Source organism: Thermolongibacillus altinsuensis (assembly GCF_004341205.1).
GTDB classification, from domain to species: Bacteria; Bacillota; Bacilli; order Bacillales; family Anoxybacillaceae; genus Thermolongibacillus; species Thermolongibacillus altinsuensis.
Genome location: NZ_SLUL01000004.1, coordinates 116,829 through 138,695, shown reverse-complemented (window position 1 = coordinate 138,695; position 21,867 = coordinate 116,829). Strand labels below are relative to the sequence as shown.

19 protein-coding genes are annotated in these 21,867 nt (G+C 43.3%); 10 read left to right on the top strand and 9 right to left on the bottom strand.

Going from position 1 to position 21,867, the window contains the following annotated elements; genetic code table 11:
• The first annotated feature begins 845 nt into the window (after positions 1–845).
• The 6 genes from EDD69_RS04860 (at position 846) to EDD69_RS04835 (ending at position 13,872) form a co-directional block, all read left to right on the top strand.
• Positions 846–1,385 carry a competence protein ComK gene (locus tag EDD69_RS04860; RefSeq protein ID WP_132947847.1) on the top strand — a complete coding sequence of 180 codons (540 nt, stop codon included), beginning with the start codon at positions 846–848 and terminating at the stop codon, positions 1,383–1,385.
• Between the two features lie 81 nt (positions 1,386–1,466).
• On the top strand, positions 1,467–2,078 hold the full coding sequence (locus tag EDD69_RS04855) for a TVP38/TMEM64 family protein (protein WP_132947846.1): 612 nt from the start codon (positions 1,467–1,469) through the stop codon (positions 2,076–2,078).
• 5 nt (positions 2,079–2,083) lie between these two features.
• Positions 2,084–5,569: a helicase-exonuclease AddAB subunit AddB gene (gene addB, locus EDD69_RS04850; protein WP_132947845.1), complete on the top strand. Its 3,486-nt coding sequence runs from the start codon at positions 2,084–2,086 to the stop codon at positions 5,567–5,569.
• Positions 5,569–9,306, top strand: a complete 3,738-nt coding sequence (gene addA, locus EDD69_RS04845; protein WP_132947844.1) for a helicase-exonuclease AddAB subunit AddA — start codon at positions 5,569–5,571, stop codon at positions 9,304–9,306. The genes addB and addA overlap by 1 nt, the downstream gene beginning before the upstream one ends.
• Before the next feature lie 13 nt (positions 9,307–9,319).
• Positions 9,320–10,495: an exonuclease SbcCD subunit D gene (locus tag EDD69_RS04840; protein ID WP_132947843.1), complete on the top strand. Its 1,176-nt coding sequence runs from the start codon at positions 9,320–9,322 to the stop codon at positions 10,493–10,495.
• On the top strand, positions 10,492–13,872 hold the full coding sequence (locus EDD69_RS04835) for an AAA family ATPase (RefSeq protein ID WP_132947842.1): 3,381 nt from the start codon (positions 10,492–10,494) through the stop codon (positions 13,870–13,872). The genes EDD69_RS04840 and EDD69_RS04835 overlap by 4 nt, the downstream gene beginning before the upstream one ends.
• Positions 13,873–13,936: 64 nt before the next feature.
• Here the strand turns inward: EDD69_RS04835 and EDD69_RS04830 are convergent, their stop codons facing one another.
• The 7 genes from EDD69_RS04830 to EDD69_RS04800 all read right to left on the bottom strand — a co-directional run bounded on the left by EDD69_RS04830 (position 13,937) and on the right by EDD69_RS04800 (position 16,074).
• Positions 13,937–14,158, bottom strand: a complete 222-nt coding sequence (locus EDD69_RS04830) for a spore germination protein (RefSeq protein WP_132947841.1) — start codon at positions 14,156–14,158, stop codon at positions 13,937–13,939.
• The gene (locus tag EDD69_RS04825; protein ID WP_132947840.1) at positions 14,133–14,531 is read right to left on the bottom strand and encodes a spore germination protein GerPE; all 399 of its coding nucleotides are present in this window, start codon (positions 14,529–14,531) and stop codon (positions 14,133–14,135) included. Before EDD69_RS04825 ends, EDD69_RS04830 begins: the two co-directional genes overlap by 26 nt.
• Positions 14,528–14,722, bottom strand: a complete 195-nt coding sequence (locus EDD69_RS04820; protein WP_132947839.1) for a spore gernimation protein GerPD — start codon at positions 14,720–14,722, stop codon at positions 14,528–14,530. The genes EDD69_RS04825 and EDD69_RS04820 overlap by 4 nt, the downstream gene beginning before the upstream one ends.
• Positions 14,719–15,306, bottom strand: coding sequence for a spore germination protein GerPC (gene gerPC / locus EDD69_RS04815; protein ID WP_132947838.1), 588 nt, complete (start codon positions 15,304–15,306; stop codon positions 14,719–14,721). Before gerPC ends, EDD69_RS04820 begins: the two co-directional genes overlap by 4 nt.
• 77 nt (positions 15,307–15,383) lie before the next feature.
• On the bottom strand, positions 15,384–15,599 hold the full coding sequence (locus EDD69_RS04810) for a spore germination protein GerPB (protein ID WP_132947837.1): 216 nt from the start codon (positions 15,597–15,599) through the stop codon (positions 15,384–15,386).
• Between the two features lie 12 nt (positions 15,600–15,611).
• A complete protein-coding gene (locus EDD69_RS04805) occupies positions 15,612–15,833 on the bottom strand; it encodes a spore germination protein (protein ID WP_132947836.1) in 222 nt (73 codons plus the stop codon).
• A gap of 16 nt (positions 15,834–15,849) precedes the next feature.
• Positions 15,850–16,074 carry a spore germination protein gene (locus EDD69_RS04800; protein WP_132947835.1) on the bottom strand — a complete coding sequence of 75 codons (225 nt, stop codon included), beginning with the start codon at positions 16,072–16,074 and terminating at the stop codon, positions 15,850–15,852.
• A 122-nt stretch (positions 16,075–16,196) separates the two neighbouring features.
• Here EDD69_RS04800 and EDD69_RS04795 point away from each other — a divergent pair, with 122 nt between their 5' ends.
• From EDD69_RS04795 to EDD69_RS04785, 3 genes are all read left to right on the top strand, one after another.
• A complete protein-coding gene (locus EDD69_RS04795; protein ID WP_132947834.1) occupies positions 16,197–16,391 on the top strand; it encodes a spore germination protein in 195 nt (64 codons plus the stop codon).
• 133 nt (positions 16,392–16,524) lie between these two features.
• Positions 16,525–18,117, top strand: a complete 1,593-nt coding sequence (locus EDD69_RS04790; RefSeq protein ID WP_132947833.1) for a long-chain-fatty-acid--CoA ligase — start codon at positions 16,525–16,527, stop codon at positions 18,115–18,117.
• A gap of 75 nt (positions 18,118–18,192) precedes the next feature.
• Complete coding sequence (locus tag EDD69_RS04785) at positions 18,193–19,335, top strand: DUF418 domain-containing protein (RefSeq protein WP_132947832.1); 1,143 nt, start codon at positions 18,193–18,195, stop codon at positions 19,333–19,335.
• Between the two features lie 25 nt (positions 19,336–19,360).
• On the opposite strand, the gene EDD69_RS04780 is transcribed toward EDD69_RS04785, so the two are convergent.
• Positions 19,361–19,540, bottom strand: a complete 180-nt coding sequence (locus EDD69_RS04780; RefSeq protein ID WP_132947831.1) for an aspartyl-phosphate phosphatase Spo0E family protein — start codon at positions 19,538–19,540, stop codon at positions 19,361–19,363.
• A 187-nt stretch (positions 19,541–19,727) separates the two neighbouring features.
• Between EDD69_RS04780 and EDD69_RS04775 the strand changes: the two genes are divergently transcribed.
• On the top strand, positions 19,728–20,597 hold the full coding sequence (locus tag EDD69_RS04775; protein ID WP_132947830.1) for a fumarylacetoacetate hydrolase family protein: 870 nt from the start codon (positions 19,728–19,730) through the stop codon (positions 20,595–20,597).
• Positions 20,598–20,625: 28 nt separating this feature from the next.
• On the opposite strand, the gene EDD69_RS04770 is transcribed toward EDD69_RS04775, so the two are convergent.
• Positions 20,626–21,819, bottom strand: a complete 1,194-nt coding sequence (locus tag EDD69_RS04770; protein WP_132947829.1) for an ornithine--oxo-acid transaminase — start codon at positions 21,817–21,819, stop codon at positions 20,626–20,628.
• Positions 21,820–21,867: the final 48 nt, after the last annotated feature.

The window sequence follows — 21,867 nt, the reverse complement described above, 5'->3', positions numbered from 1 at the left end:
AAGCAATAAAAAAATTCAACATCTTAATAATTATTAATATGAAAAACTCGCCGTTTGTGAATTGAAAATTAAAATTTGAAGAAAAGACTCAAAGGCGTTTGTTCCTAATTGGAACGGACGCCTTTATTTATAAACGCAATAGACTCCTATACGTCAAACCGACTCCATTCAATTAAAGTTAATTACCAAAAATTTGGAAATAGAGTGTTAAATTATGAAAGAATATTTTCAACGTTACCGATATTCCAAAAAATACAATTGATCAGTGACATCGAAATTCTCAATGGGATTCTGTTCTATTCGCTCATGTTTAGTTTGACGACTGATTGTCGTAATGGCCAGTAGTTTTCTCTTGGCAGATTTTAACATATTACGAATCCATTTTCGTATATCGGTTGATGTTAGAGGTAATAAGAAAATGTACATTTTGATAATTAATCCGTACAACTTTGCCTCTTTGTGTAGAATCATGCCCACAGATGCTCCATATCAAGTAACACGTGGTGTATGAGTTAATATTCAATCAAACGCATACTCTTATTTGCCGTTTGGTACATTTTTGGTTCTTACGCAATCTTAGTAACAGGAAAGGGCTAATCGAGAAACCTAGTGTGCAAATTTGAATTTTTTAGCTTTTTATTATTATCTCGACCTTTCGCTAAAAGAACATAAGAATAATTTTTTAATTACGAATAATCAATTTTATTTTAGGAAATCCTCTTCTTCCTGAAGGCAAGTCACATACCCGTTTAATATCGGTTCTTTAACTTATACGACTAGTTTAGAAAGAAAAATAGATAAAATAATATTTTCTTTGATAATAAAAATGGAAGGAGTAAAAAATTGTGAAAATAAGCGAATTTTTAGTTGTGAATGATTTTGCTGCTAGCCGCTATACGATGGGCATTTTTCCAATTCATCATCACACTTCCGTCTGGTCGAAAGTGATCGAAGAAGACGGGGAGTATATGGTTCAAATGCGCCCGATCGATGTAATTGAACAAAGTTGCCTTTACTATGGAGCAAGCTTGAAAGGCAGAAAGGACGGAACGAAAGAGATTATAGGCATTTCGCACAAAGCCCCGCTTGCGATCGAACCATCGAATGAAATTTTCTTTTTCCCAACGATTTCCCCAAGCGATCCTCAATGCATTTGGCTATCGCATTTGCACATTCACCATCATGAACATGCCGCTTTAGGAAAGACGCGTGTGACATTCTCCAATGGTCATATCATCGAGCTGAACATCTCCCATCATTCCTTTGTCAACCAACTGCATCGCACCGCACAGCTTCGGACAAAATTGCGAGAACGATTGGAAGCGCGAGAGAGGAAGCTTGCATACATGTTTCATCTAAGAGAAAAAGAACAATATTTTTCCTAAACGCAATCCCATTTCCTATTTCCTTCTAAACCTGTACAATAGAAGCATAAGCACGATGTTAACGAACAAAGGGGATTGCGTATGGGGTTAGAAGAATTAAAACAATGGTTTACCATTTCCAATATGTTGAAAATGCTAGACGAATACCGCTCATTCGGCATTGTTCCTGGAATTGCGTTGCCGATGGCTGAGGCATTTTTGCCGTTTTTGCCGCTGTTTGTATTCGTCATGGCGAATGCAGCGGCGTTTGGCCTTTGGAAAGGATTTTTCATCTCATGGTTTGGGACAAGTCTTGGCGCGCTTCTTGTCTTTTTAGGCGTGCGCAAAGTTGGACAACAACGCTTTTTTTCTTTTCTTCATCGCCATCCGAAAATTCGGCGCATGATCAACTGGATCGAGAGGCGCGGATTTGGCCCGCTCTTTTTACTTCTTTGTTTCCCGTTTACGCCATCGGCGGCGGTTAACGTGGTTGCGGGATTGTCGCGCATTAGCGTTCAACAATATATGCTTGCTGTCGTTTTTGGCAAAATGGTGATGGTGTTTGTGATCAGCTTTATTGGTTATGACATTGTTGCGCTTATTCAACAACCGCTGCGCACGGTGTTCGTTGCTCTCGTCATTTTTCTTCTTTGGTACGTTGGAAAAAAGGTTGAGACGATTTTGGCGATCAATGACGAAAATAAGAAAGGGTGAAAAGGATGTCGCTACGCTTTATACTTGGTCGCTCCGGAAGCGGCAAAACAACAAGGTGTTTACAAGAAATTCGCCAAAAGCTATTTGAACAGCCAGACGGTTCGCCCATCATTTATCTCGTTCCTGAACAAATGACGTTTCAATCCGAATATGCGCTCATTCGCACACCCAACCTTGGCGGAATGATTCGAGCGCAAGTGTTTAGCTTCACTCGCCTCGCTTGGCGCGTGTTGCAAGAAACGGGAGGGCTGAGCCGCTACCATTTAAGTCAAACGGGTGTACATATGCTTTTGCGCAAAATTGTTGAGCAAAATAAAGACAAGTTTGTCTTGTTTGGGCGCGCGGCTGACAAAAATGGATTTATTGAGCAATTAGAAAAAATGATGACGGAATGTAAGCGCTATTGCATCACGCCCGAGCAGCTGCAAGAAACGGAAAAACAATTGCGCAATGAGGCAACGGCGGCTGAAAAAGTGCTTGCTGACAAACTAAGCGATGTCAGACTCGTCTACGAACAGTTTGAACAAGAGATTTCACGTCAATATGTCGACTCTGAAGACTATTTGCGTCTACTGGCGGAAAAAGTAAAACACTCTCGCTATTTAAGAGAAGCCGAAGTGTATGTCGATGGTTTTCATCATTTTACTCCACAAGAATATATGGTGCTTGAACAATTATTGATTCATTGTAAACGAGTGACCATTGCTTTAACGGTCGATGCGCCGTATAACGAACAGCTTCCGCATGACCTTCATCTTTTCCGCATGACTGGGCGGACGTATCATGATCTCCGCGAAATGGCGCTTCTTAATAACGTAGCGATCGAAGAAGTTGAACTTTTGCGTGAAAATGTGCGCCATCGCGATCGCGCGCTTCTTCACCTTGAAGCGCATTACGACGCTCGGCCTGCTGTGCCATTTTTAGAACAGACCGATTCTATTCACATTTGCGAAGCGGCACATCGCCGCGCGGAAGTGGAAGGCATTGCTCGAGAAATCGTTCGCCTTGTGCGCGATGAAGGGTATCGGTATCGCGATTTGGCTCTGCTGATTCGCAATTTTGATGATTATCGCGACGTTTTAACAACGGTTTTTGCTGACTATCAAATTCCGTATTTTATGGATGAAAAAGAGGCGATGGTTCATCATCCGTTCATCGAATTCATCCGCGCGAGTCTTGACGTTATCAATACCCATTGGCGTTATGAAGCGGTTTTTCGCGCGGTGAAAACCGATTTCTTTTTCCCGCTTGAAAGCGACACGAGAACGATGCGCGAAGCGATGGATCAGCTTGAAAACTATGTGTTGGCGCATGGCATTCAAGGGGCAAAGTGGACGGAGCGCTGGACGTACCGCCGTTATCGCGGGCTGGAAGATATAAACGTTCCGCAAACAAATGAAGAAAAAGAGTATGAAGAAAAGTTGAATTCATGGCGTGAACTTGTCGCCGCCCCTCTTTTGTCGCTGCAAAAACGATTGCAAAAAGCAAAAACAGGCCGAGAGATGTGCGAGGCGCTTTACTTGTATTTTGAGCAGCTACAAATCCCGAGAAAGCTTGAAAAACTTCGCGATGAAGCGGAACAAAAAGGGCAGCTGCTCATCGCTCGCCATCATGAACAAGCATGGAGTGCTGTCATTGACTTATTGGATCAATACGTTGAAATATTAGGCGAAGAAACATTGCCGCTGAAGTTATTTGCGACGATCATCGAAACAGGTCTTGAAAGTTTGCAGTTTTCACTCGTGCCACCGGCGATCGATCAAGTGCTTGTCGCTCATTTTGACCGTTCGCGTCTTACGGATGTAAAATGCGTCTTTATTGCAGGCGTCAACGAAGGCGTCATTCCAGCGAAAAAAAGCGATGACGGCATGCTTTCGGAAAAAGACCGCGAGCTTCTTCACCATTTTTCTGTCCGCGTTGCGCCAACGAGCCGAGAACAGCTGCTTGATGAGCCGTTTGCGCTTTATTTAGCGCTTGCAAGCCCAAAAGAGCGGTTGTATATCACCTATTCGCTCGCCGATGGAGAAGGGAAAGCGTTGCTGCCTTCGATGTTCATTAAGCGGTTAAAAGAGATGTTCCCAACCATTGTAGAGAAACAATGGGGAACGGAGCCGTTTTTATTGCCGCTTGAAGAACAGCTTCATTTTATTACGAATCCGCTCACAACGCTCGGTTTGCTTGTCGGTCAGCTAGAAGCATGGAAACGGCAATATCCGATCGAACCGATTTGGTGGGATGTCTATAACGTATATACCCAACATGAAGAATGGAGAACGCGTGCGAAAAAAGTCATTAACGCTCTTTTCTATGAAAATAAAACGAAAAAGCTAGAAAAAGAGATGGCGAAAAAGCTATATGGTCAAAAAGTGAAAGCGAGCATTTCGCGCGTTGAGAAGTTCAATCAATGTCCGTTTGCTCATTTTGCTTCGCACGGTCTTCGTTTAAAAGAACGAAAAGTGTTTCAATTAGCGGCTCCTGACATTGGGCAATTGTTTCATTATGCTTTAAAAACGATTGCCGATCGAATTCGGACAGAGCAGCTTGAATGGGCGCATCTCTCAAAAAAACAGTGCGAGCAGTTATCGTATGAAGCGGTCGAACAAATTGCGCCGTATATTCAACAAGAGGTTTTGCTTAGCTCCCATCGCTATCGCTATATGAAAAGAAAGCTGCAAAACATTATGGCGCGGACGACAACGGTTTTAAGCGAACATGCGAAGCTAAGCGGGTTTGTGCCCGTCGGCTTAGAGTTGCCTTTTGGTGACAACGATCCACTTCCGCCGCTTACATTTACGTTATCGGACGGAACGGTAATGGAATTTATCGGCCGCATTGACCGCATTGACAAAGCGGAAAGCAAAAAAGGGATGTTATTGCGCATCATTGACTATAAATCTAGAAACAAAACGCTAGATTTTACCGAAGTGTACCACGGACTGGCATTGCAAATGCTTGCGTATTTAGACATTGTGATCGAATATGCGGAAAAATTAGTTGGGACAAAGGCATTTCCGGCAGGCGTGTTATACTTTCCTGTTCATAATCCGATCATCAAAGCGGATGTGCTATTGGAAGAAGCAGATATCGAGAAGAAGATATTGGAACAATTTAAAATGGGCGGCGTTGTGTTAGCGGATGAAGAAGTAGCGAAGCTGATGGACGAAACACTTGAAGCAGGAAAAAGCTCGATGATTATCCCAGTAAGTTTGAAAAAAGACGGCCAATTTTCCAAAAACGGTTCAAAAGTTATAACAGAACAGCAGTTTCAGTTGTTGCGCAACCATGTTCGCGCTACATTCCAACAAGTCGGGGAGCAAATTGTTGATGGAGTCACTGCTATTGCTCCATATAAATGGAAAGACCGTACAGCTTGCCAATATTGTGAGTTTCGCGATGTATGCCAATTTGATGAAGCAATGGAACAAGATCGTTATCGACTTTTCAAAACGAAAAAATTGGACGAATGGCTTCATGATAGGGGGGATGAATGATGAAAAAAACGTTTCCTCCGAAACCAGCAGGAAGTCAATGGACGGATGCGCAATGGAAAGCGATTGTGACCTCTGGAGCGCATACGCTCGTTGCTGCGGCAGCTGGTTCAGGGAAAACAGCGGTGCTTGTTGAACGGATTATTCAAAAACTTTTGGATGAACAACAGCCGATCGATGTCGATCGGTTGCTTGTCGTGACGTTTACGAATGCGGCAGCGGCAGAAATGCGGCAGCGAATTGGCGAAGCGCTTGAGAAGGCGCTCGAGGCAGAGCCGCATTCGCTTCATTTACGGCGTCAGCTCAGCTTGTTGCAAAAGGCGTCCATTTCAACGATTCACTCTTTTTGCTTAGATGTCATTCGCAAATATTATTATCTCATTGATCTTGACCCTGTATTTCGCATTGCGGATGAAACCGAAATTGCACTATTAAAGGAAGAAGTCATTGAAGAGCTGTTTGAAGATTATTATGGAAAAGCGGATAATGAGGCATTTTTAGATGTGGTTGATCGCTATACGAGCGATCGAACGGATGCCGATTTGCAGACGATTGTATTGCGTTTATATGAGTTTTCGCGCTCTCATCCAAATCCAAACGAATGGTTAAGCCAGCTTGTGGAGATGTATGATCTAGCGGATGATGTCACGATTGATCAACTTCCGTATGTTTCTTATTTGTTCCAATATATTGATTTTTCGTTGCAGGCAGCCGAAGAGATGTTGAAACAAGCGATTGAAAAAACGAAGCAGCCAAACGGACCTGATTATTTGCGCGAAACGCTTGAGCAAGATTTGATCAATATTCAGCAATTAAAAGAAGCAAGACACGTTTCATGGCAACGGCTTTATGAAACCTTTCAATCACTGGCATGGGTGACCGCCAAGCGAAAACCAAAAGGCGAAGAATATGATGAAAGTTTAGTAGATGAAGTGAAGAAATTAAGAGATAAAGCAAAAGAAAAAATAAAAAGCGTCAAAGAAGAATTGTTTTCGTTTAAGCCTGAAACGTGGCTTCGGCATTTGCGCGAAATGAAGCCCGTTGTGGCGACAATTGTGGAGCTTGTTCAACAATTTGCTGAGCGATTGCAGGCGAAAAAAGCGGAAAAAGGAATCGTTGACTTTTCTGATTTGGAGCACTATTGCTTGCAAATTTTGCGCGATCCGTCTTCAACGGTTGATCGTCTTATTCCGTCCGATGCGGCGCTCGATTATCGGGCGCAATTTGTCGAAGTGCTCGTCGATGAATATCAAGATGTTAACATGGTGCAAGAAGCGATTTTACGTTTAGTGACGAATGATGAGGAAGCAACGGGCAACTTATTTATGGTTGGGGACGTGAAACAATCGATTTACGGCTTCCGCTTAGCTGAACCGTCCCTTTTCTTAAGCAAGTATCAACGTTTTACAACAGATGAAAAAGACGGAGGAGTGCGCATTGATTTGGCGCAAAACTTCCGCAGCCGCCGCGAAATTTTAGATGGAACGAACTTTATTTTTAAACAAATCATGGGGGAAACCGTTGGCCAAATTGCGTATGACGATGATGCCGCTCTGCGCTTTGGCGCAACGTATTACCCGGAAAAAGAACAGCCGATTGAGTGCATATGGATTGATCGCGCGGATCATGGCGCAGAAAACGAAAGTGAAGGGCAAGTGGAGAACGAAGAACAAGAATTGGAAAATGCTCAGCTTGAGGCGCGCTTTATTGCTAAAAAAATTAAGCAGCTTATCGATGAGCCGTTCTATGTATATGACCGTCATTTGCAAAAAGAGCGTCGTATTATGTATCGCGACATTGTCATTTTATTACGTTCCATGCCGTGGGCTTCACAAATGATGGAAGAGTTTCGCAAGCAAGGCATTCCTGTTTATGCGGAACTGTCTTCAGGATATTTTTCAGCAACGGAAGTTTCGGTTATGTTGTCGCTATTAAAATTGATCGATAATCCGTATCAAGACATTCCGCTTGCGGCTGTATTGCGTTCCCCTATCGTTGGATTGGATGAAAATGAGTTGGCGCGTATTCGCTTGGAGAAAAAAGATGGCAGTTTTTATGAAGCGCTGACAATGTTTCTAACAAAAGTACCGACGGAAGAAGAGAAAGAGTTGCATGAAAAACTATCGACCTTCATAAAGCAACTTGAAGCATGGCGAACAAAAGCGCGCCAAGGTTCATTAGCCGATTTGATTTGGCAGTTATATCGCGACACAAACTTCTACGATTTTGTCGGCGGGATGCCTGGCGGAAAGCAGCGGCAAGCGAATTTGCGCGCCCTCTATGACCGCGCCCGACAATTTGAAAAAACAGCGTTTCGTGGCATTTTTCGCTTTTTACGTTTTATTGAACGGATGCAGCAACGTGAAGACGATTTAGGAGCAGCAAGAGCGCTCAGCGAACAAGAAGATGTCGTGCGGATTATGACCATCCATAAAAGCAAAGGATTAGAATTCCCAGTCGTTTTCGTTGCGGGAATCGGAAAAAGCTTCAATACGCAAGATTTACGCCAAAATTATTTAATGGATAAAGAGCTCGGTTTTGCCGCTCGTTATGTTCATCCGAAGCTGCGCGTCAGCTATCCGACGATTGCGCAACTTGCGCTCAAACGAAAATTGGCGCTTCATTCGTTGGCAGAAGAAATGCGAATTTTGTATGTTGCCTTGACGCGCGCGAAGGAAAAGTTGTATTTGATCGCAACCGTAAAAGATTTAGAAAAAGAGAAACAGCGCTGGCAAGCTGCTTATTCTTGGGACCATTGGCTGTTGCCGGATTACATCCTTGCTTCAGCGAACAGTTATCTGGATTGGATTGGTCATGCGTTAATCCGTCACAGACAGAGCGAGGCGCTTCAACCGACGATGGCCCGTTCACTTCCTGAAGAAATTGTAAATCATCCAGCGAAGTGGAAAATCGAAGTGGTTTCGGCGGCGCATATCGAGGAAAAAGAGCGAGAAGAAGCGGAACGGAATGAAGCGCTGATCGAAGCGGTAAGGAAATTAGAACCGATTTCCACCGAAAGTGAATATGCGGAAGAAGTCGCTCGACGCATGAAGTGGACGTATGAACATGAAATCGCGACCGTTTCACGCGCCAAGCAAAGCGTATCCGAGTTAAAGCGACAGCGAGAAATTTTTGGTGCAGACGGCGATCTCGCTCTTCTTCGCCCGTTCCGTACAGAAATCATTGAGCGTCCGCGCTTTATGCAAGCAAAGAAGCTCACTCCAGCCGAAAAAGGAACAGTCATGCATCTTGTGATGCAGCATGTCGATTTAAAAAGTGAAATCACGGAAGAGAGCATTCGTGAACAAGTAGCGAAGATGGTTCACGGGGAATGGCTGACGGAAGAACAGGCAAAAGAAGTGGATGTAGCTAGCATTGTTGCTTTTTTCCAAACGGATATTGGACAGCGGCTTCGTCGAGCTCCGCGCGTTGAGCGTGAAGTACCGTTTAGCTTAGCGCTTTCTGCCCAAGAAACATATGGTCATTGGACGGCGGAAGCGGAAGAAGCGGTGTTGGTTCAAGGAGTGTTCGATTGTTTGTTTGAAGACGAGAATGGGCTTGTGCTCATTGACTTTAAAACGGATCACGTTCGCTGGATGGACAACGTTCAAGCGGTGTTAGAACGGCGTTATCGCGTGCAGATGGAGTTGTATCGACGAGCCGTTGAGCAAATTTGGAAAAAGCGTATCGATGAAAGTTATGTATACGTTTTTGATTGTGCACAACTTTTTCCGATGTAAGGGAGGGAGATAAGTGCGAATTTTGCATACAGCCGATTGGCATTTAGGAAAGACGCTGGAAGGACGAAGCCGATTTTCTGAACAAGAACAATTTATTGATGAACTAGTAACGATTGTTGAAAAAGAACGCGTTGATGCGGTTCTGATCGCGGGGGATGCCTTTGATTCGGTCAATCCCCCTGCTCTTGCGGAACAGTTATTTTATGAAAGTTTAGCGCGCCTTTCTGATTACGGAAAGCGCCCTGTTATCGTCATTGCCGGCAATCACGACCATCCAGATCGTTTATCCGCTGCCGCAACGTTAGCTGCGAAGCATTCGATTACATTGCTCGGTTTGCCAACGACCGATGTGCAGGCGATTTACGTTCCGTCTTGTGATGAGACGCTTATGCTCGCGGCGCTTCCGTATCCTTCGGAGTCGCGGTTGGCTGAGCTGCTTTCTTCCGAAAATGATGAGCGTCTGCTGCGCGAGCGCTACGATGAAAAAGTACGCGGCATTTTTGCCATGATGAATGAATCGTTTCGACATGATACGGTAAATGTGGCAATGAGTCATCTTTATGTCGCAGGAGGAGCCACATCCGATTCGGAACGTCCGATTGAAATGGGTGGCGCCTATACGGTGTCACCTGAAAGTTTTCCATCGCAGGCGCAATACGTGGCGCTAGGCCACTTGCATCGCCCGCAATATGTGAAACATGCAGCGATGCCAGCGCGCTATTCTGGTTCTCCGCTTGCTTATAGTTTTTCCGAAGTCGGTTACAGCAAATCGGTTACGATTGTCGATGTTCGTCCGAAAGAACAAGCGATCATCTCTGAAATTCCGCTATCGTGCGGTCGCCCGCTTGTGAAATGGAAAGCGACAGAAGGGATTGCTCAAGTGTACCGCTGGATCGAAGAAGGAAAAGATCGAAATGCATGGATTGATTTGGAGATTGACGTGGAACATTCATTGCCGATCGAAGAAATACATAGGCTCCGCAAGCTGTATGATGGCTTTGTGAACATTCGCCCAAATTATTTGACAAAAGAAGAAATCAAAACAGAAGCGCGTTCGAACGTACCGATTGAAACGTTATTTGAACGCTTTTATGAAAGGCAGACGGGCGGTGCGAAACCGACCGCTGAACTTGTTCAGCTTTTTCTCGAGCTTCTTGTCGATGAGGACGAGGATGGTGATGAGGAATGAAACCGATTCGGTTAACCATTGCAGGGTTGCATAGCTTTCGTGAAAAACAAACGATCGAATTCGAAAAACTATGTGAAGGCGGTTTATTTGGCATTTTCGGTCCGACGGGAAGCGGCAAATCATCGATTTTAGATGCAATGACATTAGCTCTATACGGAAATGTCGAACGTGCGGCGAATCAGACGCACGGAATTATGAACCATGCGGAAAACGAATTGTCCGTATCGTTTACGTTTGAGCTCCAGAATGCAAACGGGAAAAAGCGATATACCGTTGAGCGAAGCTTTAAGCGAAGCGATGCACTGCGCGTAAAAACAACATTAAGCCGCTTGATTGAAGAAGGAGATGAACGAATTGTTTTAGCGGATAAAACGAGAGACGTCGATGAACAAATTAAACAGCTGCTCGGTTTAGAAATGAAGGATTTTACTCGCGCCGTTGTGTTGCCGCAAGGAAAATTTGCCGAGTTTTTATCGTTAAAAGGAGCAGAGCGCCGGCAAATGCTTCAGCGTCTATTTAATCTCGAACGATATGGTGATGAGTTAAATAAAAAGCTTAAAAATAAGCTAGCAAAAGTGACAGCCAAACTGGAAGCGGTAAAAGCCGAACAAGCAGGGGTAGGAGATGCATCAAAAGAGGCGCTAGAAGAGCAAAAAAAGCGGCTGCATGCATTAGAAGGCGAACTTGAACAACAGCAACAACAATTTCAACAAATAAAAGAACGTTATGAACGCGAAAAACAGCTTTGGCAATGGCAATGTGAAAAAGAAGCGATTGCTGAACAATTAGAACTGTGCCGCCGCGAAGAAGGAATGATCGCGTTGTTAGAACAAAAACAACGAAAAGCGGAGGAAGCGGAACGCATGCTTCCTTATGTTCAGCAATACGAACAAGCGAAGCAGGAAGTGAGCAAGTGGAAAGAAAAAACGGAAACGTTATCGCAGCATTTAAAGCACCTTGCCGAGCAATATGAACAGGCGGCAGAACAATATCGCCTCATTCGTGCCAAAAAGAGCGAAGAAGAGCCAAAATGGCTGCAAAAAAGAGAACAACTTTTGCAAGCGCGCCAAACGTTCGAGCGAATGAAACAAATCGAGCATGAAATGAATGAATTAAACAAACAAATTGAAGCGATTAGCGTGCAAGAAGAAAAAGCGAAAAGCGATTTTCAACAACTTTCCGAGCTTTATAAGCGAGCGCAAGAAAAGCAAAAGCGATTAAAAGAAGAGTGGCAAACGAAACAAGTCGACGTCAAAGTGAAAGAGCGGCTTTATCGTGCGTACGAGGAGAAAAAGCAAATTCAATCATTAGATGAAACATTGCAAGAATTAAAAGAAGAATGGCAGCAAAAACAAAATGGGTATGAGCAGTTGAAAAAAGCGCAGGATGGTCAAGAGAAGCAGTGGGAGAGCGTGAAGAAAAAGTGGATTGCACAATTTAAGAAAGTGGAAATGCTTTATCATCGCGTTTGTGAACGAGACTTGCAGCTTAGCAAACTTCTTTACAAGTTAAAACAAGAACAAAAGAAAGCTGAACAAGCCCGGCTTCATCATTTAGCCGCGATGCTAGCTGAAAATTTGAGCGATGGAGCGCCTTGCCCTGTTTGTGGTTCGCTTGAACACCCGGCTCCTGCATCCAAACAGGATGATCATGTCGATGGACAACAAATGGATGAGCTTGAACAATTATTGGAAGAAGGTCAAAGCCTTGCCCAACCGCTTCAATCGTTAAAAATTCAGCTCGAACAATTAGCGCAAACGATCATTCAAGAAGAAAAGGAACAGTCGCTCGAACTTCGTTATGTCGAAAAAATAAAAAACGAAATCGAAAAGGAACAGGCTGTTTCGGTTCATGAGCAAATTCGCATTCTTTCCGCTGAAGTAAAGGCGTTACATCAAGATTATTTGCAATACCGTGAAGAAACGAAAGAACTGTTTAACCATTTAAGAACGTTAGAAAAACAAAAGCAAGACTTGTCTCATCAGCTTGCGACGATTCACCAACAGGTGAATGAACAAATCGAAAAATATAACGAACGTATCCGTCTGCGCGAAGAGCGAATGAAAAAGTGGCAAGAAACGTATGATGATTTATCATTTGAAACGGTTGAAGCTGCGATTGAAAAATTGCGCGCCGATGAACGGGAAGCACAAGCCTTACAAGAACGAATCGATAAAAGCATTGTTTATTTAGAAGAAAAAAGCGTGGAACTGGAAAAATTGAAAGAAATGTGGCAACATCTGGAACGAACAAAAGCGGAGCGGTCTTCATTAGCACAAATGAAGCAACAACAATATAAAGAGTATGAAAAAACATTGCCTGTTTCGACTGATGGGGAAAAACTTGAACAATTGCTTGCGGAAGCGGAACAACATCTGTCGCAGCTGCAAAAACAAGAAGAAGAGGCGTATGAACGATGGAATGTCATTCAAGGACAGTACCAGTCGTTACAGGCTGAAAAGCAAGCGGCTCAGTTAGCGCTTGCGGAAAGTGAAAAGCGCCTTGAACAAGCTGATGCTGAATTGGAAAAACAATTGAACGCTAGCTCGTTTGCCACTCATGAGGAAGTGTGGTCTGCGCGATTAAAGGCGGAAGAGAAAGCCATGATCGCCGAGCGGATCGAACAATATAAAGAAAAATGGACAAAGCTTCAAAATGAATGGGAACGATTAAATCAAGCAATGAATGGAGAAGAAATGACAGAAGAACAGTGGAGAGAGACAGAGCGATTGCGTGAAGAAATGGAAAAGAAAACGACCGCATTGATTGAACAAGTCGCTTCTTTGCGAACAATCGTCCATGAGCTGGAAGCGAAGCATGCTCGCTTTGAACAGCTTGAACGGCAACGTCTTGATTTGGAGCGTTTAGCGAACCAATATCGTGAATTGCAAACGGTTTTGCGCGGAAATAGTTTTGTCGAATTTATCGCTGAAGAGCAACTGATTAACGTGACGCGCTACGCTTCCCAACAGCTTGGAGCGTTAACGCGGCAACGGTATGCGATTGAAATCGATTCAGAAGGCGGCTTTATCATTCGTGATGACGCAAATGGTGGAGTGCGCCGCCCGGTGACGACGTTATCGGGGGGAGAGACATTTTTAACATCGTTGTCGCTGGCGCTTGCGCTCTCGGCGCAAATTCAGCTGCGCGGGGAGTATCCGTTACAGTTTTTCTTTTTAGATGAAGGATTCGGTACGCTCGATGGAGAGCTGTTAGATGTTGTAATCACCTCATTAGAGAAGCTGCAATCGAAAGAAATGGCGATCGGAGTGATTAGCCACGTCCAAGAATTGCGTGCCCGCTTGCCGAAACGCCTCATTGTGGAACCGGCGGAACCTTCAGGAAGGGGAACGCGCGTCCGTTTGGAAACGATGTAAAAGGTTGGGGGATGATCCCTCAACCTTTTTTTGTGCAGGAGGTATAGAAAATAAAAAAGCAACGCTAATTATTTTGCTTAACGTTGCTGTCAAATACATCCGAATCTAACGTATTTGTCAAGCTAATACCGTTGTTTGTTTGTAAAAAGTCCCCTGTATTAAAGGCCCCAGCACCGCTATACGTTTTCGCTGTCGTTTTTGGGGAAATGTACAGAGAATCGCCTACTTGAACAACGGCTCCGCTACTGACGGTTGTAATTTTAATCGGCCCGACGATGGCTGGCATCTTTTTCACCCTTTTCAGCTAGTTGTCGAATATGTTTAATGCGCACTTCCGTTTGAACGAGTTTAGTGGAGCCGATATGAACGGCTGAAGAGGAAGAAATCCCTAAAGTGCGGATCGAACGAACGGAAATGGTCGGACATTCATTGAGCTTATGAAAAACCATTGGTTCATCATCAAAATTCGGTTTTGGAATCGGTTTTGTGAAAACGGGAAATGTCATTGGAAGTTCACGAGTGTCAAAAAATTCGTATTGCCGCTGTAAAGCGATCGCTTTCGACCGCAAAATAACTTGGTTGCTGTCTCCGATTTGAAGAACAGAGCCGAATGCAACAGCATTTGTGTTAATCCATTGAACAAGTGATAGACGGCTCATTTTTTGCTTCCTTCGTCGGTTACAACAATGGGAGCGAATGGGCCAATAATTAATGATTCTGGCGGTGTATCGAAGGCGGAAGCAAGTTGAATCGTTTCGCTGTCGCCAACAAGTACGAGCGATGAGCTTGTCACCCCGATAATATGAATATGACCAACGTGAACGTCATGATTAATGACGGTAAAATTCATTCATGTTGCTCCTCTCTCGGTAAATGTTTTAAAAATGATTCAATCGAGTGTTCAATGTCGCGTTTGATTTTTCCGATAATTTCTTCTTGAATTTGTTCATTCGTTTTTCCTGCTTTTTCGACTTGATTTAAATAAAAACGAATACGCTCGTCTAATTGCCGAGCAATGTCTTGCAAGATAAATTGTCGATAATAATCATCTAGTTGATAAGAAAAACGTTTCTCTATATTTTGGATCATTTTTTTCCCGTCTTCTTGTAAAAACGCTTGAATGGATGTTTGAATGGTGCGAAATAAAAGAGGTTCAGGGTGAGAGACAATCGTTTTCCCTTTCGTTACGGAAAAATCTTCAATATTTCCATCGATTAGAGAGGAAGGGGTTAATCCGATGTTTAGTGTTCCTTCAAGCGTTTCCACTTTCAACTGGTCAAAATGATACTCCATTTTTTCAATGTTCATTTGCGGCCTTTTTTTTAGCTCAGCATATTCTTTTTGTAATTGCGCTATTTTTTGTTCCAATGCAATGATTTTTGTTTGTTGCCACTTTAAATAGGTTTCTAATTGTTTGAAGTAGTTGGACCACATCGTTCTCCCCCCTTGTGCGCACAATCCACCTATTTTAATGTATGGTTGTTTTTTGGGGAGTATCACTTATTTTCTTCTTATACGAACGATTGCAGTGGAACAAGCGGCCCTATAATCGGACCTTCTGCTTCGATTTTTGATTCGGGGGCAGGTTCTACAAACTTCCCTGTATTACTTAATGTCGCCAACGGTTGAATTTTGCCTGCGCTCCCGATTTGCAATACCGAAGAGTTGCTGACTGATCCGATTTTTAATTGATGAATCGCAATCGTTTGTTGAATGTAGAAATTCATTTTATTCCTCCTTTATGCATTTGCGGCAATGTTTGAATCCGCTACATCAGGGTCGTTTGTGTTTGTATTGCTATATTGGTTGTAAATGCGCAATCCATCTCCAGTGTTAAATGAGCCAGCTCCTGCGAATGTTTTGACGACGCTGTATGGTGAAATAGCAAATACATCACCAATATGGAAAATTCCGCTATTTCCGATACTATTAATTTTCACTGCTCCCACAATGGCTGGCATACGTCATTCTCCTTAACTAATTATTCGCAACCGTATTCGTATCGGCGAGATCCGGATCGATGGTATTGGTGAAACTAACAAGTGTATTGGTTTGCAAAAAATCGCCAGAGTTTCCTCCGCCAGATCCAGAGAGCGATTTAGTGGAGCTTTTCGGAGCAATTTGCAACGCATCACCGAAATTAACGGTGCTGTCGCCGCTGACGCTTGTAATTTTAATCGGTCCAGCAATGTAAGAAGGCATGTCAATCGTCCTTTCATTCATTTTTTACAGTATATGAGCAAACAGGCTTGTTAGGTGTCTGTCAGTTTCCGTCGATTTGGATTGGCATATGATATAGAAACAAATGAGTGAGGATGAAGGCGATGTCATTAATTATTTTAGGAGCCATCAAAATTACAAATGTAAGCGGTGAATCGGTTGTTAACTTTGGTGACGTATTATGCATTTCACCAAAAAGTGCAAATAAATCGATTTCAGGGGCGGGCGGTGGAAATACGGGAGACTTTTTACAGACCAATACAATCAATAGCGTGACAAATATAATTAGTAAAAGATAGAAGGGTGTTTCCGACGGAAGCGGAAGCACTTTTTTGCCTTATTTTCATGAATTAGAAATGCACAATTAAAAAGATGTGCTATAATATTTTTGAATTTTATTATTTTTTAGAATTTTAAAAAGGGGGATCGGGGATGAATGTACCATTAGTATTGACGCATTTTTTGGATCGCGCCGTTTCGTTGTATGGAGAAAAAGTGGGCGTCATTTACGAGGGGAGGGAACTTACATACAAACAGTTAAATGATCGCGTTAACCAGCTTTCGCACGGATTGGCGGATTTAGGAGTGAAAAAAGGAGACCGCGTTGCATACTTGGCACCGAATACGCTAGAAATGCTCGAAGGATTTTATGGCGTATTTCAATTAGGAGCCGTTATGGTGCCGATGAACATTCGCTTAAAGCCTGATGACTATGTGTTTATTTTAAATCATAGCGAAAGCAAAGTATTATTTGTTGATCAAGAATTGTATCATCTCATTGCTCCTGTACGAAACGAATTAAAAACGGTCGAACATATAATTGTGCAAGGCAAAAATGATGATATAGATGAAATTGCTTACGATGATTGGTTGGCTCAATACCCAGTCACTCCGTTTGAACGGCCTCAGATCGATGAAAATGATGTATGCAGCCTTTTATACACAAGCGGAACAACAGGAAATCCAAAAGGAGTCATGCTCACCCACCGCAACAACTATTTACATGCTCTCAGCGCCATGCATCATCTCCGCGTTTCTGATCGTGATGTTTATTTGCATATTTTGCCGATGTTTCATGTTAACGGATGGGGAGCGCCGTTTTATTATACGGCGAATGGAGCTACGCACGTTTGTTTGAGAAAGGCGATTCCAGAAATGATTTTCGACTATATTCAAAAATATAAAGTAACCGTTATGCATATGGCCCCAACAGTCTTAAACTCTCTGTTGCAATATTACGAACAAAATGTGCCAACGGTTGAGCATAATGTTCGTGTCGTTATTGCTGGTTCTGCTCCACCGCCTGCGTTTGTGACACGCGTCGAAAAAGAGTTGGGATGGGAATTTATTCAAGTGTACGGCATGACGGAGTCTTCGCCGCTTAGCCTCGTTTCAACGGTTCGTTCACACTTGCGCCATTTGCCGATGAAAGAGCAATATCGGATGAAGGCAAAAGCAGGGTATGCGATGATCGGATGTGAAGTGAAAGTGGTGGATGAATATGGACAAGAAGTTCCGCATGACGGGAAAACGATTGGAGAAGTGATTGTTCGCAGCAACGGCGTCATGGCAGGATATTGGAAAAATTCTGAAGCAACGATGGAAGCGATTCGCAACGGCTGGCTGCACACAGGCGATATGGCAACGGTCGATGAATATGGAAACATTGATATTGTCGATCGTAAAAAGGATATTATTATTAGCGGGGGCGAAAACATTTCGTCCATTGAAGTCGAAGGGGTTTTGTATGAGCATCCAGCTGTACTTGAAGCTGCGGTTATTGCAGCTCCACATGAAAAGTGGGGAGAAACGCCGCATGCGTTCGTTGTTGTTCGTCCAGGCAAAGAAGTGACTGAACAAGAATTAATCGCCTTTTCGCGCGAAAGACTAGCCCATTTTAAAGCCATTACAGGCGTAACATTTGTGAATGAATTGCCAAAAACCGCTTCTGGAAAAATTCAAAAAGTTCATTTGCGCAATGAATATTGGAAAGCACATGGAAAAGCAGGACGCTATGTCAATTAATAACGTAAGGCCGCTTGTGTTTTGACAAGCGGTCTTTTATTCTTATATGGAGAGTTATATGGAGAGGTGGTGCAAGTGGAACGAATTGGAGTGGTTGATGCGATTCGCGGTTTTGCCTTGTTAGGAATTTTGCTTGTGAATATTTTTGATTTTTCCGCACCTGTGCTTTACGTCGAGCCAGAGCATTTCGCAAAGGGGATGCTCGATCGGTGGTCAGTCATGTTCATTGATCTTTTTGCTCAAGCGAGCTTTTATCCGCTGTTTTCGACGCTGTTCGGTTGGGGAGCGTTTATTATGCTTGAGCGAGCGAAGCAGAAGGGACAACCGTTTCAACGGATCTTTTCTCGCCGCTTAGCCGCTTTATTTTTATTCGGCTGCATTCATGCTTTCTTTATTTGGCATGGAGATATTTTAATGTCGTACGCCATGGTTGGCTTGTTTCTTTTCTTATTTGTGCGCACGAGCGCCGCATGGTTGCTCAGATGGTCGCTTTTATTGTTTTTTGTTCCGAATGGAATCTTGATCGTGTTGCTTTTTCTTGCCTGGGCAAGCGAGGGAGATGTTGATCTTTCCGAACCAGCACTTGCTGAAGAAGCGCTTCGTCACTATCGAGATGGAACGTGGATGGAGGTGTTGATTCAGCGCTGGCACGATTGGTTGTATATGAACAATGCGTGGACGCTGGTTTTCTTTTTGGTTGCCATTTTACCGCTTTTTTTATTTGGGGCATACATCGCAAAACAACAATGGTTTCAAAGATTGGATGAGCATCGCTTAACGATTCAAAAGTGGTGTCTGTTTTCGTTTTTATTTGCTCTCATTTTTAAATCGCTTCCGTACTGGACGGAAAAAAACGTGGTGACGCAATACATTCAAGATATGATTGGCGGTCCTGCTTTGTCCATCTTTTATTTAACAGCATTCAGCCTCTTTTTAAGAAAAAGATCGTCATGGCTTGCTCCGGTCGGGAAAATGGCGCTGACCAATTATTTATTGCAATCCATTATTTGCACAACGCTTTTTTATAGTTACGGATTTGGTTTATACGGAAATGTTCGCCCATTTGTTGCGTTATTGATTGCAATCATCATTTATGTCGTTCAAGTGATATATAGCCATTGGTGGATGCGTTCGTTCGAAATAGGGCCAATCGAGTGGATATGGAGAGCCATCACATATGGGGAGAAGCCGCGTTTGCGCCGAGAAAAAACGACATGAAGCTTTCGGCTCATGTCGTTTTATTTTATGTTGTACACGGCTTGTCCTCTTTTTTCTTGGAGAATGCGATCATTTCTTTTAAATGCATATTGAGCAACTCATCTAACTCTTGACTGCATTGAATCGTTTCTTTTGCCGAAAATCCATATGTTAACGCCAGCTCAATTAATTGTTTTCGCTTTTTTTCAATAAGTGAAAGAGACATGAGTTTCACCAACATTTTATATTTTTGCAAATCCGATGTAAAAAAGTGAACGTATAAATTATTATACATATTCTCAAAAAAAAGGAAATAGATTTATGTGTCAAAAAAGAATTTTTTTGTAAAAAAAGGGTTTTGTCAGGAATCGGCGAATGATGTCATTGAATTTGTTAGAAAGGGGATGGGTTTCATGAAGTTTGTGACGGCAAAGCACGGAGAAAGAGTGTTTGTTGGAGTGGTGTTGGAACAAATGAACATGGTCGTCGATTTGCCAAAAGCGGATGAGACGATTCCGAACGTTATGCTTGATTGTATTGCATTAGGAGACTTGTTTATACATAAAGTCGAGCAACTGCTTCGAACACCGAAAGAAGAATGGATGTATCGTTTAGAAAATGTTCAATTGCTTGCGCCGATTCCGCGCCCGTCCAAAAATATTTTTTGTATCGGAAAAAACTATGCCGATCATGCGGCAGAGATGGGAAGTGTGGCTGACCGGGAGAATATGATTGTTTTCTCAAAAGCGCCAACGACGGTTATCGGACATGAGGAGCCAATTTTGCGCCATGAGGATGTGACCGGCCAGCTCGATTATGAAGGGGAATTAGCGGTTGTGATTGGAAAGAAGGGAAAAGCAATCGAAAAAGAGCGAGCGTTAGAGTATGTATTTGGTTATACCATTATCAATGATGTGACCGCACGGGATTTGCAAGAACGGCATAAACAATATTTGCTTGGCAAAAGTTTAGACTCCTCTTGCCCGATGGGACCGTGGATCGTTCATCGTTCCGCCATTTCCAATCCGAATTCGCTTCGAATTGAAACGAAAGTAAATGGGGAAGTGAGACAGCATGCCTCCACGGAGCAGTTTATCTTCAAGATCGAAACCATTATTTCGACGATTTCCAAAGGAATGACGCTTGAACCTGGAGATATCATTGCTACCGGAACGCCAGCTGGGGTGGGAAAAGGAATGAATCCGCCGCGCTTTTTACAATCGGGTGATGTCATTGAAATTACAGTGGAAAACATCGGGACGTTGCGCAATCGCGTTCAATAAAAAGATGGCTGGGAAGACCAGCCATCTTTTATTGTTCAAATACTTTTTTCACTTTTTCGATCGCCCAGTCAAGCTCTTCTTTTGTAATGACGAGCGGCGGTGCGAAGCGAATGACCGTATCGTGCGTTTCTTTGCAGAGCAAGCCTTCGCGCTGCAATTTTTCGCAGTAAGGGCGGGCAGGGCCATGCAATTCAACGCCGATGAACAATCCTTTTCCGCGCACTTCCTTAATGTCAGGATGTTTAATTTCACGCAGTTTTTCTTGGAAATATTGCCCGAGTTCCAATGATCGTTCAGGCAGCTTTTCTTCAATGATGACATCTAATGCTGCGATTGAGACAGCGCATGCGAGCGGATTTCCGCCAAATGTGGAACCGTGAGAACCTGGATTAAATACGCCGAGAATATCTTTGTTGGCAGCTACGCAAGAAATTGGAAATACGCCACCGCCGAGCGCTTTTCCGAGGATGTACATATCTGGAACAACGTTTTCCCAATCGCATGCAAACATTTTACCAGAACGGCCGAGTCCAGATTGAATTTCATCGGCAATGTATAATACGTTATTTTCTTTACATACGTCATACGCAGCTTTTAAAAATCCTTCAGGTGGGATGTTAATTCCCGCTTCACCTTGAATCGGCTCAAAAATAAACGCTGCTGTATTTGGAGTAATGGCTGCTTTCAACGCTTCAACATCGCCAAATGGAATCACTTTAATGCCCGGAAGCATTGGTCCGAACCCGCGCTTGTACTCTGGATTGGAGGACATCGATACAGCTGTCATGGTTCGACCGTGGAAGTTATCTTCACAAACGATAATTTCCGCTTGATCGGCAGGAACTCCTTTCACGTCGTACGCCCATCGCCGCGCTGCTTTAACGGCTGTTTCGACCGCTTCAGCCCCTGTATTCATCGGTAAGACCATTTCTTTGTTTGTAAGTTTGGCTACTTTTTCATACCATGGACCGAGTTGATCGTTATGAAATGCACGTGAAGTAAGGGTAATTTTATCTGCTTGTTCTTTCAGCGCTTGAATAATTTTCGGATGGCGATGGCCTTGGTTGACTGCAGAATAGGCGCTTAACATATCCATATAACGATTTCCTTCAGGATCTTCTACCCAAACGCCTTCTCCTTTCGATAAGACGACAGGAAGAGGATGGTAGTTGTTTGCTCCATATTTTTCTGTAAGCTCGATAATTTCCATCGTTTTCGTCATGTTTTCATCCTCCTGCTTTCTTAATTGTAAGGAAAATTCCCTATTATA

What these genes read in the sequence shown, in the direction of transcription:
- EDD69_RS04810 (WP_132947837.1), bottom strand. Translation starts at nt 15,599, where the DNA reads ATGAATTTCTACATTCAACAAACGATTGCGATTCATCAATTAAAAATC.
- addB (WP_132947845.1), top strand. Translation starts at nt 2,084, where the DNA reads ATGTCGCTACGCTTTATACTTGGTCGCTCCGGAAGCGGCAAAACAACA.
- EDD69_RS04800 (WP_132947835.1), bottom strand. Translation starts at nt 16,074, where the DNA reads ATGCCTTCTTACATTGCTGGACCGATTAAAATTACAAGCGTCAGCGGC.
- EDD69_RS04795 (WP_132947834.1), top strand. Translation starts at nt 16,197, where the DNA reads ATGTCATTAATTATTTTAGGAGCCATCAAAATTACAAATGTAAGCGGT.
- EDD69_RS04835 (WP_132947842.1), top strand. Translation starts at nt 10,492, where the DNA reads ATGAAACCGATTCGGTTAACCATTGCAGGGTTGCATAGCTTTCGTGAA.
- EDD69_RS04820 (WP_132947839.1), bottom strand. Translation starts at nt 14,722, where the DNA reads ATGAATTTTACCGTCATTAATCATGACGTTCACGTTGGTCATATTCAT.
- gerPC (WP_132947838.1), bottom strand. Translation starts at nt 15,306, where the DNA reads ATGTGGTCCAACTACTTCAAACAATTAGAAACCTATTTAAAGTGGCAA.
- EDD69_RS04780 (WP_132947831.1), bottom strand. Translation starts at nt 19,540, where the DNA reads ATGTCTCTTTCACTTATTGAAAAAAAGCGAAAACAATTAATTGAGCTG.
- EDD69_RS04770 (WP_132947829.1), bottom strand. Translation starts at nt 21,819, where the DNA reads ATGACGAAAACGATGGAAATTATCGAGCTTACAGAAAAATATGGAGCA.
- addA (WP_132947844.1), top strand. Translation starts at nt 5,569, where the DNA reads ATGAAAAAAACGTTTCCTCCGAAACCAGCAGGAAGTCAATGGACGGAT.
- EDD69_RS04790 (WP_132947833.1), top strand. Translation starts at nt 16,525, where the DNA reads ATGAATGTACCATTAGTATTGACGCATTTTTTGGATCGCGCCGTTTCG.
- EDD69_RS04855 (WP_132947846.1), top strand. Translation starts at nt 1,467, where the DNA reads ATGGGGTTAGAAGAATTAAAACAATGGTTTACCATTTCCAATATGTTG.
- EDD69_RS04805 (WP_132947836.1), bottom strand. Translation starts at nt 15,833, where the DNA reads ATGCCAGCCATTGTGGGAGCAGTGAAAATTAATAGTATCGGAAATAGC.
- EDD69_RS04830 (WP_132947841.1), bottom strand. Translation starts at nt 14,158, where the DNA reads ATGCCAGCCATCGTCGGGCCGATTAAAATTACAACCGTCAGTAGCGGA.
- EDD69_RS04775 (WP_132947830.1), top strand. Translation starts at nt 19,728, where the DNA reads ATGAAGTTTGTGACGGCAAAGCACGGAGAAAGAGTGTTTGTTGGAGTG.
- EDD69_RS04825 (WP_132947840.1), bottom strand. Translation starts at nt 14,531, where the DNA reads ATGAGCCGTCTATCACTTGTTCAATGGATTAACACAAATGCTGTTGCA.